General features: G+C 60.0%; 12 protein-coding genes, 1 other RNA gene and 1 pseudogene. 6 read left to right on the top strand and 8 right to left on the bottom strand.

Annotation, left to right across the window (positions count from 1 at the left end; genetic code table 11):
• Positions 1-13: 13 nt before the first annotated feature.
• The 4 genes from N2601_RS09315 to N2601_RS09300 form a co-directional block, all read right to left on the bottom strand.
• Entirely contained in the window at positions 14-739 is a 726-nt protein-coding gene (locus N2601_RS09315; RefSeq protein WP_104823528.1) for an amino acid ABC transporter ATP-binding protein, read from the bottom strand.
• Positions 717-1,376: an amino acid ABC transporter permease gene (locus N2601_RS09310; RefSeq protein ID WP_104823527.1), complete on the bottom strand. Its 660-nt coding sequence runs from the start codon at positions 1,374-1,376 to the stop codon at positions 717-719. Before N2601_RS09310 ends, N2601_RS09315 begins: the two co-directional genes overlap by 23 nt.
• Positions 1,373-2,044, bottom strand: a complete 672-nt coding sequence (locus N2601_RS09305) for an amino acid ABC transporter permease (protein WP_104823526.1) — start codon at positions 2,042-2,044, stop codon at positions 1,373-1,375. The genes N2601_RS09310 and N2601_RS09305 overlap by 4 nt, the downstream gene beginning before the upstream one ends.
• 64 nt (positions 2,045-2,108) lie before the next feature.
• Positions 2,109-2,882 carry a transporter substrate-binding domain-containing protein gene (locus N2601_RS09300; protein ID WP_245463983.1) on the bottom strand — a complete coding sequence of 258 codons (774 nt, stop codon included), beginning with the start codon at positions 2,880-2,882 and terminating at the stop codon, positions 2,109-2,111.
• A gap of 528 nt (positions 2,883-3,410) precedes the next feature.
• On the opposite strand from N2601_RS09300, the gene N2601_RS09295 reads away from it, so the two are divergent.
• The gene (locus N2601_RS09295; protein ID WP_260303954.1) at positions 3,411-4,823 is read left to right on the top strand and encodes an FAD-binding oxidoreductase; all 1,413 of its coding nucleotides are present in this window, start codon (positions 3,411-3,413) and stop codon (positions 4,821-4,823) included.
• 250 nt (positions 4,824-5,073) lie between these two features.
• Positions 5,074-8,781, top strand: a complete 3,708-nt coding sequence (locus tag N2601_RS09290; protein WP_260303953.1) for an AsmA family protein — start codon at positions 5,074-5,076, stop codon at positions 8,779-8,781.
• A gap of 108 nt (positions 8,782-8,889) precedes the next feature.
• Here the strand turns inward: N2601_RS09290 and N2601_RS09285 are convergent, their stop codons facing one another.
• The 4 genes from N2601_RS09285 to ssrA all read right to left on the bottom strand — a co-directional run bounded on the left by N2601_RS09285 (position 8,890) and on the right by ssrA (position 10,446).
• A complete protein-coding gene (locus N2601_RS09285) occupies positions 8,890-9,102 on the bottom strand; it encodes a ribbon-helix-helix domain-containing protein (RefSeq protein WP_104825135.1) in 213 nt (70 codons plus the stop codon).
• A gap of 109 nt (positions 9,103-9,211) precedes the next feature.
• Positions 9,212-9,406, bottom strand: coding sequence for a DUF4169 family protein (locus N2601_RS09280; protein WP_104823522.1), 195 nt, complete (start codon positions 9,404-9,406; stop codon positions 9,212-9,214).
• A gap of 53 nt (positions 9,407-9,459) precedes the next feature.
• Complete coding sequence (locus N2601_RS09275; protein ID WP_104823521.1) at positions 9,460-9,966, bottom strand: SspB family protein; 507 nt, start codon at positions 9,964-9,966, stop codon at positions 9,460-9,462.
• Between the two features lie 119 nt (positions 9,967-10,085).
• Positions 10,086-10,446: a transfer-messenger RNA gene (ssrA, locus tag N2601_RS09270) on the bottom strand.
• Between the two features lie 147 nt (positions 10,447-10,593).
• Here ssrA and N2601_RS09265 point away from each other — a divergent pair.
• The 4 genes and pseudogenes from N2601_RS09265 to hflC all read left to right on the top strand — a co-directional run bounded on the left by N2601_RS09265 (position 10,594) and on the right by hflC (position 14,133).
• A complete protein-coding gene (locus tag N2601_RS09265; protein ID WP_104825134.1) occupies positions 10,594-11,388 on the top strand; it encodes a thymidylate synthase in 795 nt (264 codons plus the stop codon).
• Between the two features lie 10 nt (positions 11,389-11,398).
• Positions 11,399-11,917 carry a dihydrofolate reductase gene (locus N2601_RS09260; protein WP_104823520.1) on the top strand — a complete coding sequence of 173 codons (519 nt, stop codon included), beginning with the start codon at positions 11,399-11,401 and terminating at the stop codon, positions 11,915-11,917.
• 161 nt (positions 11,918-12,078) lie between these two features.
• Positions 12,079-13,189 (top strand): annotated as a pseudogene (gene hflK / locus N2601_RS09255) (FtsH protease activity modulator HflK).
• Positions 13,189-14,133 (top strand): protease modulator HflC, encoded by a 945-nt coding sequence (gene hflC, locus N2601_RS09250; protein WP_104823518.1) that lies wholly within the window; start codon positions 13,189-13,191, stop codon positions 14,131-14,133. The pseudogene hflK and the gene hflC overlap by 1 nt, the downstream one beginning before the upstream one ends.
• The last annotated feature ends 86 nt before the right edge of the window (positions 14,134-14,219 follow it).

Here is a 14,219-nt window from a genome sequence, read left to right as displayed (position 1 = left end):
CGGCTGAGAGCTCTCAGTGCAGGCCGAGAAACTGTTTGAGTTCCGGGGTCTGCGGATTGGCGAATACATCGCCCGGCGGACCGATTTCGTGGACGCGACCCTGGTGCATGAAGACGACGCGCGAGCAGACGTCACGAGCGAACTTCATTTCGTGTGTCACCATCAGCAGCGTCATGCCTTCGCTGGCAAGTTCGCGGACGACTGCGAGAACCTCGGACACGAGTTCGGGATCGAGCGCGGAGGTGATCTCATCGCAAAGGAGCGCGATCGGCTGCATGGCAAGCGCCCGGGCAATGGCAACGCGCTGCTGCTGTCCGCCGGAAAGTTCGTCGGGATAGGCGTCGAATTTGTGCCCGAGGCCGACGCGATCGAGCATGCGCCGCGCCATTGCCTCGGCATCGGCCTTGGAGGCCTTCTTGACGACCATCTGCGACAGCATGACGTTCCGCCCGGCGCTCAGATGCGGAAAGAGATTGAACTGCTGGAAGATCATGCCGACCTTTAGCCGCAAGGCCTTCAAATGCAGATCATCGGGCAGGAGCTGTGCGCCGGCGACCGAGATTGCGCCGTCATCGATCGTTTCCAGCCCGTTGATGCAGCGCAGCAGCGTCGATTTGCCCGAGCCGCTCTTGCCGATGATGGCGATCACTTCGCCGGGCGCGACATCGAGGTTGATGCCTTTCAGCACTTCGTTTGCACCGAAACTCTTGCGGACTTCAGTGACCTCGATGAGCGACATTGAGCTTCCTCTCCAGGATCTGGCTGCTCTTCGACAGCGGCCAGCACAGGGCGAAATAGATGAGGGCGACGAAGCCGTAGACGGTGAACGGCTGGAACGTCGCGTTGGTGATGACAGTGCCGGCCTTCGAGAGCTCTACAAAGCCGATGATCGAGGTCAGAGCCGTGCCCTTGACCACCTGCACGGAGAAACCGACTGTGGGCGGCACGGCGATGCGAAGCGCCTGCGGCAGGATGACGTAGCGCATCTGCTGGAGGTAGCCCATGCCAAGGCTGGCAGAGGCTTCCCATTGGCCCTTTGCCACGGCCTCGACGCAGCCACGCCAGATTTCGGTGAGAAAAGCGGCTGACCAAAGGATCAGAGCAACGCCGGCCGCCAGCCATGCCGGTACGTCGATGCCGAAGAGCCCAAGGCCGAAGAAGGCCAGGAAAAGCTGCATCAGCAGCGGCGTGCCTTGAAAGAGCTCGACGAAATATTTGACCATAGTGCGCGCGGCCCGGTTTTTGCCAATGCGCAGAAATAGCAAGATTGCGCCGACAGCACCGCCGCCGGCGAAAGAAATGAGCGAGAGCAGAACGGTCCAGCGTGTGGCCAGAAGCAGACCGCGCAGAATGTCCCAGGTGGAGAATTGAATCATCGGCGAACCCTGCGCGGGAAAATCAGGCCGCCCACAACGGTAAGTAACTGCCGCAGGATGACGGCCAGACCCAGATAGATTGCGGTGGAAACGAAATAGGCCTCGAAAGCGCGGAAGGAGCGCGACTGGATGAAATTCGCCGCAAAAGTCAGGTCCTCCGCGGCGATCTGCGAGACGACCGAGGAGCCGAGCATGACAATGACGACCTGCGACGACAATGCGGGCCAGATGCGCTGGAGTGAGGGCACTAGGATGACGTGGCGGAAGGTCTCGAACGGCGTCATTGCGAGGCTGGCGCCGGCCTCGAACTGGCCGCGTGGCGTCGCCTGGATGCCGGCACGAATGATCTCGCAGCTATAGGCGCCGAGATTGATGACCATGGCAAGGTTGGCGGCAGCGATCTCGTTCATGTGAATGCCGGCGGCGGGCAGACCGAAGAAGATGAAGAAAAGCTGGATCAGGAACGGCGTATTGCGGATCAACTCGACATAGGCCGCGACAAAAGGCTTGAGCCAGCGAGGACCCAGCGCCCGCGCCCAGGCGCAGGCAATACCAAGAGCGATACCGACCGCAGAGCCAACGAAAGTCAGCTCCATGGTGACGAGAATCCCCTTGATCAGAACGGGATAATAATCGGCAAGCCAGCCGAAATCGAAGTGATAGCGCATGAGAAGGTGCCTCGCTCGGCCCGGACCGCGCCATCGGACGATGGCACGGCCGATGCTCTGTTGATCAGAAGCCGGCGGGGAGGGCCGCGCCCAGCCATTTCTGCGATATCTTGGTCAGCGTTCCATCGGCCTTGGCGGCGGCGATAATGTCGTTGACCTTTTTCTGCAGGGCGGGCTCGTTCTTGTTCAGGCCTATGAAGCAGGGCGAATTGGTGATGAGGAACTTCATCTCCGGCTTCTTCGGCGGGTTCTTGGCGAGAATGGCCGCTGCAACCACGTTGCCAGTGGCGATGAGATCGACCTGACCCGAGAGGAAGGCGGAGATGGTGCCGTTGTTGTCTTCATAGCGCTTGATCGTCGCGTCCTGCGGCGCGACCTTCGTCAGCGCGAGATCCTCGATGGCGCCGCGGGTTACACCGATCGTCTTGCCGGAAAGATCCTCGGGCTTGGCGGCCGCAACATCGGCAGAACCGAAGACGCCGTTGAAGAAGGGTGCGTAGGCGTCGGTGAAGTCGATGACGGCCTGGCGCTCGGCATTTTTGCCCAGGCTCGAAATCACCAGGTCGACCTTGTTCGTCTGGAGATAGGGGATGCGGTTGGCGCTGGTCACCGGCACCAGCTCGGTCTTCACGCCGAGCTTTTCGGCGATCAGGTTTGCCATGTCGATATCATAGCCCATGGGTGCCATGTCCGCCCCGACGCTGCCGAAGGGAGGAAAGTCCTGGGGAACGGCGACGCGGAGCGTGCCCTTCGCGGTAATATCGCTCAAGGCGTCCGCCCGGGCTGCGTGTGGGCTCGAAAGCGCCCCCATCGTCAGCATCGCCATACCGAGTGCCATGAGCAATTGTCTACGCTTCATCGAATGTCCTTCCAATCGTGGCTATGTCAAAGCTGCGGGGTAAAACGCAAGACATGTGCCAGTCGCGGGACGGCATAGTTTCCCGTCAAGCGCGTGCTTTTTGCGAGAGCTTTGTGCGGTGTAAATCGAATTCTGCCCAAAAAAATTGCAGATTTTGCATTTCGCGTCGTTTGCCATCGCTTATGAACGACAACGTGCGGCCGTATTGGTTTCCTTCGATAGCGCTGGCTGGACAGGCCGGTTCCTATTGCCCATACAACCCATGCAGGCGAGGGAGATCGGTCCGATGGCTTTGATGGGTGCTATGGCGGGCAGGGGCGTGTGGCCGCTATCGTACCAATGATTTTTCGTGCCGGTTCGCGGCCGCGCCGAATGCTTGCCGTCACCGTGTCTCGCGCAGGCAAACCACAGGCTATTTTCGTGACTGGACAGCGTCGCGCTGATGTCTCATAGAACCGCGAAAAGGGTTAACATTTCCTTTTTTGATTGTGATGGGAGATCGGAACGATGGCTCTGACTGATACGAAGGCGGGGATACGCAACGAGGCGGGCATTGCTGCCGTTCTCGGCATCCTGAAGCAGGCCTTCGGCGAGCGTTTCCAAACCGGCGAGAGCTTTCGGGCCCAGCATGCCCACACGACCACCTATATCCCGGCGCAACTTCCGGACGGGGTGGTTTTTGCCGAGACGAGCGCGGACGTGCAAACGGTCGTCAAAGCCTGCGCCGAGCACAAGGTTCCGGTTATCGCCTTCGGCACAGGTTCTTCTCTGGAAGGGCAGGTGAATGCGCCGCAGGGCGGAATATCGATCGATTTCAGCCGGATGAATCGGGTGCTTGAAGTGAATGCCGAGGATCTCGACTGCACGGTCGAGCCTGGCGTCACCCGCGAACAGCTCAACACATATCTGCGCGATACCGGCCTGTTCTTCCCAATCGATCCTGGCGCCAATGCCTCGATCGGCGGCATGGCTTCGACGCGTGCTTCCGGCACCAATGCGGTGCGCTACGGGACGATGAAGGACAATGTGCTCGCCGTAACCGCAGTCACCGCCAATGGCGAGGAGATCCGCACCGCCCGCCGCGCCAGGAAATCGTCCGCCGGCTATGACCTGACCCGGCTCTTCGTCGGTGCTGAGGGAACGCTCGGCGTCCTGACGTCGGTGACGCTGCGGCTGCAAGGCATTCCGCAGAAGATCGCCGGCGGCACCTGCGCCTTTCCGAACGTGAAGGCAGCTTGCGACGCGGTCATCATGACCATCCAGATGGGCGTTCCGGTTGCTCGCATCGAACTGCTGGACGCCGTCCAGATGCGGGCCTGCAATCGCTATTCCGGCTTGACCTATGACGAGCGGCCAACCTTGTTCCTGGAATTTCACGGTACGGACGAGACGGTCGCGCTGCAATCGGCGCAATTCGCAGAGATCGCGAGCGAATGCGGCGGCGGGGAATTCCTCTGGACCAGCAATCTCGAAGAGCGCAACAAACTCTGGAAAGCGCGTCACGATGCCTATTGGGCATCGCGGGCTCTGGCGCCGGAACTGGCGGCCTTGTCGACGGATGTCTGCGTGCCGATCTCGAAACTTGCCGAATGCGTTGCAGCGACCCAGGCCGATATCGAGGAACACGGATTGCTGGCGCCGATCGTCGGTCACGCCGGCGATGGCAATTTCCACGTCCTGGTGCTGTTCGATGACAAGACGCCGGAAGGTATCGCCGTCGTCGAGGCCTTCGTTGCCCGGCTGAACGGGCGGGCGCTCGCGATGGAGGGTACCTGCACCGGCGAACATGGTATAGGGCAGGGCAAGATGTCGTTTCTCGAACAGGAGCTTGGCGGCGCCGTCGATCTGATGCGCCAAGTCAAGCAGGCGCTCGATCCTGATGCGATTTTCAATCCCGGCAAGATATTCCACAGTCATTGAAAAATGGAATATTGCCAAGATCTTGGCTTGCCCCCGGCGTGAATGGCGTTAGGCTAGACCATCCCGTTTTCATATGGCGTCATGGAAAGCGGTGGAGATGCCCTAGATTTGCAGCATGGTCCAAGAATTGCGATGCGGTTCTGGATAGGAAAGCAGGCTTAAGCCGAAGATCTGGGATGTCTTTTGCATGTCCGCTTCGCTATGTGACGCTTGATATCGTAATTGGAATGCAGAATGGAGACGGTGTGCATTGTTAGGTAAGGTCCTGGTTTTTCTGGGGGGAGTGCTCGTAGTGGTGCTGTTCGTGGCGCTGCTCGCTCCGCTCTTCATAGACTGGACCGATTTTCGCAAGAATTTCGAGGATCAGGCGAGTCGGATCATCGGAAAGAAGGTGACCGTTCACGGCACCGTTGACGCCCGCCTTTTGCCTTTTCCTTCCGTGACATTGCATGACGTCCGCGTCGGACAGGAAGCCGACGGGACGCCATTGGTGCAGATCGCCCAATTCTCCATGGACGCCGAGCTGGCGCCGTTCCTGTCCGGCGAAGCGCTGATTTTCGACATGCGCGTTTCCGAGCCGAAAGTGCGTCTGCGGCTGTTGAAGGACGGGACGCTCGACTGGATGCGCGGCAGCCAGCCGGAAATCCCTGCCAAGTCGGTGGTGCTCGAGGGCGTGCATGTCGATGGCGGCGATATCCAGTTCATCGACGAGCAATCTGGCCGCACCCGGCACATAACCGGTCTCAACGCGCAAATGTCCGCCCGGTCGCTGGCGGGACCCTGGCGAATCGATGGCGATGCGGCGCTCGACGGCGAGCACGGCAATTTCAGCATTTCCAGCAGCCAGCCTGACGATAATGGCGTCTTGCGCGTCCGCACCCGGCTCTTGCCGGACCGCCATCCGCTCAATGTCGACCTCGACGGCGAATTGAAGCTGGTCAACAGCAAGCCGGATTATATCGGCATGTTTACGGCGGGGATTGAGGACAAGCAGACACATAAACCTGCCGACGAACAGGTTCAGCCCCGTGTCAAAGGTCGATTCGAGCTTACCAACGAGCGCATACGGGTTTCGGAATATCGTCTCGAAGTGGGTACCGCGGACGATCCCTATGTGGTGACGGGGGAGGCGACGCTGGACACCGGCACCAAGCCGGAATTCCTGCTGACGGCCGACGGCCAGCAGATCGACGTCAACCGCCTCGGCAACACGCAGGGCACGAGCGGCAAGACCAACCGCAATCCCACCATTTCGGCGCGCCAGCGACTAAACAGCCTGATTGCCATTGCCGCCGAAATTCCGGTGCCGCAGGTGCCCGGCAAGGCGACTTTCCGCCTGCCGGCGATCGTTGCCGGCGACACGACCATCCGCGACGTACAGCTCGATCTGGAGCCTGCCGGAACCGGCTGGAAGATCGATCACGCCATCGGCATGCTCCCTGGCCGCACCCAGGTGGAGGCCAAGGGCAATTTGATGCTGCAGGGCGATCCGAATTTCATCGGTAATCTCGTGGTCGCCTCCAATCAGCCATCCGGTCTGGCATCCTGGCTGGTGGGTTCGGTCGATCCGGCGATCCGGCAGTTGCGACAGGCCGGTTTTTCCGCCGATGTCAGCCTGCGTCACGAGGAGCAGCGCTTCGAGAATCTTGAAATCGCCGTCGGCTCGGCGACGCTCAAGGGCCAGCTCGACCGGCAGGCGCCGGCAAACGACCAGGCGCCGAGGCTTGCCGTCGATCTCAGCGGCGATGCGCTCGATCTCGATGCGCTGAGGGCGCTGACAGGGCTGTTCACCGGTCAGGATGCCGGCGAGATCTTGCTCGATCACCGGATTACGGCCCATCTGAAAGCGGACAAATTCGCCGCGTTCGGCGTGCAGGCCGACAATGTCGAAACGTCGTTTTCGATCGCCGATGGCGCACTCACGCTCGACAAGCTTGCCGTGCGCGATGTCGCCGGTGCCGAGCTTACCGCAACCGGCCGTGCCAATGGTTCGCTGCTGGACTACAAGGGGTCGGGCGAAATCACCTTCAAGGCGGCCGATCCCGGTCCCTTCTTCGATATGCTGAGCCAGCATCTGCCGCATCATCCGGCGATGGACCGGCTGGTGCGAAACGCTGCATGGTATGGAAATACCGCGCTTCGCGGCGCGCTGACGCTGGGCGGCGACCAGGGCGATGGGCTGGCGGTAACGCTTGCCGGCGTCTCCAACGGCAGCCGCGTCAATCTCGATTACCGCATGTCCGACCTGTTGGCGCTGACCGGCAAAGGGACGACGACGCTTGAAGCAACGCTCGAAAATTCCGTGACCTCGATCCTGTTCGGGCAGGCGGGCCTCGATCCGCTGCCCGTCGAAGCGGATGCCAATGGCCGCCTGACGCTGAAGGTGACAGCAAACGGCACCGATCCGGCGGATGCGGCGCTGACCTTTGCCACCGACAAGACCTCGTTCACCGCAAACGGCAAGGTCGATGTGCGTCCCGCAACCTTCCTCAACGGCAAAATCGCGCTATCGCTCGAGAGTGCCGATCTTGATCCCTATTTCGTCATGAACGGCATCGGCGTACCGCAGATGGGCACGGGCCTGCCGGTCAAATTCCAGGCGAATGCCGCGCTCGATGCCGGCAAGATCGTATTCTCCGATATGAAGGGCCTGCTTGCCGACAACAATGTTTCGGGCGCGCTCACCTTCGACCGCAAGGCGCCGAATATCAAGGCTACCGGCCAATTGACGCTCGACAAGGCCGATCTCGGCTGGCTGGGCGAAGCAATCTACGGGCCGGTGACGGATGCGATGACGGGCAACCTCACCAAGGCCAAGCTGGGGTTGCCGATGTTCAGCGGGCTTGATCTCAACGTCAAGCTTTCGGCCAAGCAGTTGTGGCCGGGCATCTTCGGCCCGATCTCGGATTTCAGTACGAACGCTGCCTATAAGGGCGAGGAGCTGCGGCTGAACGACATCGCCGGCGCTTGGAACGGCGGTACGCTTAGCGGCAATTTGATGTTTGCGAACTCGGACGGCACCGGGCTGATGCAAACGAAACTCAACCTCGCCAATGGCGACCTTGCCGCGGTTGCCTGGCAGCGCGATGGCGCGCCGCTCGCCAATGGCCGCTTCGGTTTGGGACTGAGCATGGAAGCGAGCGGCAAGAGCCTGGGGGAACTGGCTGCCAACGCCAGCGGCTCGGGCGAGATCAAGCTTGGCGACACGCATGTCCGCGGCCTCAACCTCTCCGTTTTGCCGCCGCTGTTGTCGGCGACGGACCAGATCCAAGGTGAGATCACAGCCGATAAGGTGCTGCCGATCGTCCAGACATTGCTCAACAATGGCGAGGCGGCATTGCCGGCCATCAACATACCGTTCAATATTTCGACCGGCGTCATCCGTGCTGCCAATATCAGTGCCGGCAATGACCTGGCGAAGCTTTCGGGCAATGCCGAGATCAGCCTGCCGGATGAGCGCATCCGTGGCTCCATGGGCATCGATTTCGATGCCGGCAACGAGGCGCTGAGCGGCGCCGAGCCGGCATTGCGCCTCGATTTCGCCGGTCCGTTGGCGACGCCGGGTCGGACGATGGACGTTACCGACATTACCAGCTTCCTGTCGCTGCGCGCCTTCGAACGTGAGCGCCAGCGCGTCGAGCGGCTTCAGGCAAGCGTATTGGAAAAGCAGCGGCTGCGGCGCGAGGTGGCGCTCTACAAGTACACTGCCGTCGCACGCGAAGCCCAGCGTCAGCGCGATGCGGCAATCGAGCAGCAGCGTAGCGCCGAAGAGAAGCGCTTGAGGGAACTGGCGCGCAAGGCCGAGGCAGAAAAGCAGGCGGAAGCCGCAGCCAGGGCGAAGGCGAGTGCGGAAGCCCGAGCGAAGGCGGAAGCGCAGCAATTACCTGCTCTCAACGGACAGGTGCCGCAGACAGGCGCGCCGCTGAACTTTAACAATCTTCCCGGCATCGCCCGATAGATCATTCTCCATCGACCATACGAAATCCGCCGCTTTCGTCGCTGGGAGCGGGGATGCTATTGAGTAGAGAATGAAGTGACTAAGCGCCCTCGTTCAAGGCGGGGCGTTTCAGGTGCGATCCTTCAGCCATTTCAGAACATAGAGCCGAAGCGCCGAGGAAAGGTTGCTTGCCGGATCGCGGCCGTCGTCGATCTCTGAGATCAGAGCCGCAAGCGACGTCCCGCGCGCATTGGCGATCACCTTCAGTTCGGCCCAGAAGGCGTCTTCGAGGGAAAAGCTGGTGCGATGGCCATGCAGCGTGGCGGAATGTTTGCGGATCATCGGCGGATCGATCAAAAGTTCGGAAACGGAAGAGGTAATTCTAAAAATGATTCAAAATGCTGGGGTAAGCGATTGATTTCGGAGGGCTATAGACTTTCAGCTCGGTATTTCAATCGTCTGTTTTGGATGACTCGATATGGCCGGCCTCGTGTGTTTTCGCGGTCTTTTCATTGAGCGCCTTGGTCAACTGCTTCTCCGCCTTGGTGCGGCCAAAGGTAACACGGTTCTGCTCCGCCTGCTTTTCTTTTTCCAAGCGTGTCTGTTTCTTACGGAACTGGCGCAGATTGACGATTTCGGCACTCATCGATGGTTCCTCACGGCCGATGTGAAAAGGGGAAGCGCCTGCTTCCCCGGATGCTATTGCTTCTTGCGGAATGCGTCGAGGGAGACGACCGATCCCGGCTTCTTCTCCTCGCCGTCCTTGGCGACCGCGGGCTCCTCGCTGCCCTCGGCCGATACCGGATAGGCGGTGATCTCGCCGGACGGCATTTCCTCGTCCTCGGCGAGCGGCACGTCGAATTCCAGCTCGAAATTCACGGACGGATCGTAGAAACCCCGAATGGCATTGAACGGGATGACCAGCTTTTCCGGAACGTCGGAGAACGAAAGACCAATCTCGAACTGGCTCTCGGTAACCTTCAGGTCCCAGAACTGATGCTGGATGACGATGGTCATCTGCTCGGGATATTTCGACTTCAGGTGCTGCGAAATGCGCACGCCGGCCGCACCCGTCAGAAAGGTGATGAAGAAATGATGGTCACCGGGCAGACGGCCGGTGGTGCCGACCTCGGTCAACACCTTGCGGATGACCCCACGCAGGGCGTCCTGTGCCAAAATGTCGTAGCGGATATGATCCTGCCCCATACTTTCCTGTCTTTCGTTGGCCATGTTTTTTCTAAGGCTTATGCCACGCCCTGCGCCGACGGGAAACCCCCGTGCGCGAGTCAACGCCTGATCATACATAATATCGAAGAGAGGGAGAAGGTGAAGGCTTCTGTTGCCAGGTGCCTTCGAACCCCGCCTAAGAGTGCGACCCCTTAGGACTTTATTTGAAGTGCCACACTGCGATTAAGCAGCGAGACGAGCTTCCGCATAGTTGTCGTTTGCAACTACAATTTTAGCCCGATAACGGTGGTACAATGCCGAGCGAAAAGTCGATCTTTACACCCTTGTCGATCCTGTTTCGCCCCCATCAAAAGCCGGTCTTGCCCGACCAGTTTTTGGTGGAGGCGCCGGGTACCGCCCCCGGGTCCAATAGGTTTATTACACCGCTCATTTATCGCCATAGCCGGCCCGAAGACCGGCATGGCTGATATAGTGTTTTCCTCAGGCGAATGGAAGGGGATTTGTCATAAATGCTTCGCCGAAACACAGGTTTGCCATAACAAACGACGGCCGGATGGGAGAATTCCAGGGATTATGCTTGCCCGCAGTTGGTTTCGTGCCGACTTGCCATTAAATTGAGGAGGAATGGAATCGGCGGCGGGTGCGATGAAGCAATATCTCGATCTTTTGAAGCATGTGATGGACACCGGCATCGATCGCGGCGACCGCACCGGCAAAGGTACGCGCTCGGTCTTCGGTTACCAGATGCGCTTTGACCTTTCCGAAGGTTTTCCGGTGCTCACCACCAAGAAGCTGCATCTGCGCTCGATCATCCACGAGCTGCTATGGTTCCTGAAGGGCGAAACGAACATTCGTTATCTCAAGGAAAACGGCGTTTCTATCTGGGATGAGTGGGCCGACGAAAACGGCGATCTCGGCCCGGTCTACGGCCATCAATGGCGTTCCTGGCCGGCTCCCGACGGCGGCCATATCGATCAGATCGCCAATCTGATCGAAGGGCTGAAGACCAACCCGAACTCCCGCCGCCATATCGTTTCGGCCTGGAATCCGGCTGAGGTGGACGAAATGGCGCTGCCGCCGTGCCATTGCCTCTTCCAGTTCTACGTCGCCGACGGCAAGCTTTCCTGCCAGCTTTACCAGCGCTCCGGTGACACCTTCCTCGGCGTGCCCTTCAACATCGCCTCATACGCGCTGCTGACGTTGATGGTAGCGCAGGTCACGGGGCTGAAGCCTGGCGACTTCGTGCACACGCTGGGTGATACGCACATCTATTCCGACCATTTCGAGCAAGCCAGGCTGCAACTGACCCGCACCCCGAAAAAACTGCCGACCATGCGCCTTAATCCGGCGGTGAAGAACATCTTCGATTTCAAGTTCGAGGATTTCACGTTGGAAGGCTATGAGGCCGACGCCAATATCAAGGCGCCGATCGCCGTCTGAGGGGGTAGGGATGGCCGAACCGGTAAAAACCATTCTCGTCGCCGTCTCGCGCAACGGCATCATCGGCCGCGACGGGGATATGCCGTGGCGGCTGTCGTCCGATCTCAAGCGGTTCAAGGCCATGACGCTCGGCAAGCCCGTCATCATGGGACGCAAGACGTTTCAGTCCATCGGCAAGCCGCTGCCGGGCAGGCCCAACGTGGTGATCAGCCGCGATCCCGGTTTTTCCGCCGAAGGCGTACAGATGGCGCATTCGCTCGGCGAAGCCATCGATATTGCGAGCCGCCTTGCGGCAGAGAGCGGAGTTGACGAGATCTGCGTCATCGGCGGCGGTGAGATCTACCGGCAGGGGATCGGCCTTGCCGATCGGTTGCTGATCACGCATGTGGAAGCCGAGGTGGATGGCGACACGTCCTTTCCGGCGATCGATCCGGCCCTATGGCAGGTCGAGAGCGAGCTTGCCGTGCCGGCCGGCGAAAAGGACAATTATCCGACGCGTTTCGTCAGCTATTTCAGGCGAAAAGCATAAAAGCTGCCCGCGAAAATCAACTATTTTCCAATAAATCCGACGAACTTCCTGAAGTTGCGTTGAAAGCAGATGCGCCGATACCTATAACGGGAGACAATCGCCGCCGCCTGCGAATTTCAAAGTCTGCGCGATACTGGGAGTCCACAAACAAAGAGGTTTTGATGCCCTGGAGCAATCAGAATGGCGGCGGCGGCCGGTGGCGGCGGAAACAATCAGGGGCCTTGGGGGCAGGGACCGAACCGGCCGCGGGGAAGCGGCAGCGGTGGCCCGCCGGATCTTGAAGACATCATCCGCCGTGGTCAGGACCGTCTGAAGGGACTTGTCCCCGGCGGCTTCAACGGCGGCGCCTTTGTCATCGTCGCGGCGGTCATCGTCGTTTTCTGGCTTATCCAGTGCGTCTATACGGTTCAGCCGGACGAGCGCGGCGTCGAATTGCGATTTGGCGAGCCGCGCCCGGAAGTGTCCATGCCCGGCCTGCATTTCCATTTCTGGCCGATGGATCGTATCGAGATCGTCAAGGTTACCGAACAGCAGCGCAATATCGGCGGCCGTTCGAGCTCGAGTTCGAATGCCGGCCTGATGCTGACGGGCGATCAGAACATCGTCAACGTGCAGTTCTCGGTGCTCTACACAGTCACGAACCCGCAATCCTACCTCTTCAACCTCGAAACTCCCGACGAGACGCTGCAGCAGGTTGCCGAAAGCGCCATGCGCGAGGTGGTTGGCCGCCGTCCGGCCCAGGATATCTATCGCGACAATCGCCAGCAAATCGCGATCGAGGTAAGAAACATCATTCAGGATACGATGGACCGATATGGCTCGGGCATTTCCATCAACGCCATACCGATCGAGGATGTGTCGCCGCCGCGCGAAGTGGCCGATGCCTTCGACGAGGTGCAGCGCGCCGAGCAGAACGAAGACCAGCAAGTTCAAGAGGCCAATCAATACGCCAATCAGAAGCTCGGTCAGGCTCGTGGTCGTGCGGCGCAAATCCGTGAAGACGCGGCTGCTTACAAGGACCGTGTCGTCAAGGAAGCCCAGGGTGAAGCGCAGCGCTTCGTCTCCATCTATGACGAATACGTGAAAGCGCCGGAAGTGACCCGCAAGCGGCTGTTCCTCGAAACCATGGAGTCCGTTATCGGCAATTCCAACAGCATCATCATCGACGACAAGCAGGGCGTCGTGCCCTACCTGCCGCTGAACGACCTCGGCAAGCAATCCACGACGCAGTCGGGTAAGCCCGCGACCGCACCTCAGCCGGAGGCCAAATAATGACGTCCAGCCGTTTGCCAGCCATTCTCATCGCGCTCGCGGTGGTGCTGCTGATCGTTTATTCCTCGGTTTTCGTGGTCAATGCCCGCGAACAGGCGATCGTTCTGCGCTTCGGCCAGATCCGTGCCGTCAAGACGGAGCCGGGCCTCTACTTCAAGCTGCCCTTCGCCTTCATGGATGCCGATCGGGTGCAGTATATACAGGACCAGGAGCTGCGCTTCGATCTGGACAATATCCGTGTCCAGGTTTCGGGCGGCAAGTTCTATGAGGTCGATGCTTTTGTCGTCTACAGGATCACCGATGCGCGGAAGTTCCGCGAGACGGTGTCGGGTGATCGCGATGCGGCGGAATCGCGCCTCAGGACCCGCCTCGATGCATCGCTGCGCCGGGTCTACGGTCTGCGCGGTTTCGAAGCTGCCCTATCGAACGAACGCGCTTCGATGATGACGGAAGTGCGCGACGACCTGCACCGCGATGCAGAGTCCCTCGGGCTGAATATCGAGGATGTGCGCATCCGCCGTACCGACCTGACCCAAGAGGTGTCGCAGCAGACCTACGACCGCATGAAGGCCGAACGTCTGGCGGAAGCGGAGCTGATCCGCGCCAGAGGTAACGAAGAAGGTCAGCGCCGCCGCGCCATTGCCGATCGTCAGGTGGTCGAGATCGTGGCGGATGCACAGAAGGATTCGGAGGTCCTGCGCGGTCAGGGCGAGGCCGAGCGCAACGGCATCTTCGCCGACGCCTCCTCGCGCGATCCGAGCTTCTACGAGTTCTATCGCTCGATGGCCGCCTATCGCACATCGCTTGCTTCAGGCGGCAAGACGTTGGTGCTGCCGCCGAACCAGTCGGAATTCTTCAAGTATTTCGATAGTTCGGTCGGTTCGGCTCCTGCAGCGGGTGCCCCGGCGCTGGCTGCGCCGTCCATGACGACGCCTGCGAAATGATGTGAGGCAACCTCACGAAATCCAAGGGGCTGCCTGTCGGCGGCCCCTTGTCTTATGTTTGATGGCATCAATCTTACCTTGAATAA

This window comes from Rhizobium sp. CB3060, assembly GCF_025200735.1.
Lineage (GTDB): Bacteria > Pseudomonadota > Alphaproteobacteria > Rhizobiales > Rhizobiaceae > Rhizobium.
The sequence above is the reverse complement of the archived record's forward strand: the minus strand, read 5'-3'. Positions and strand labels throughout refer to the sequence as shown.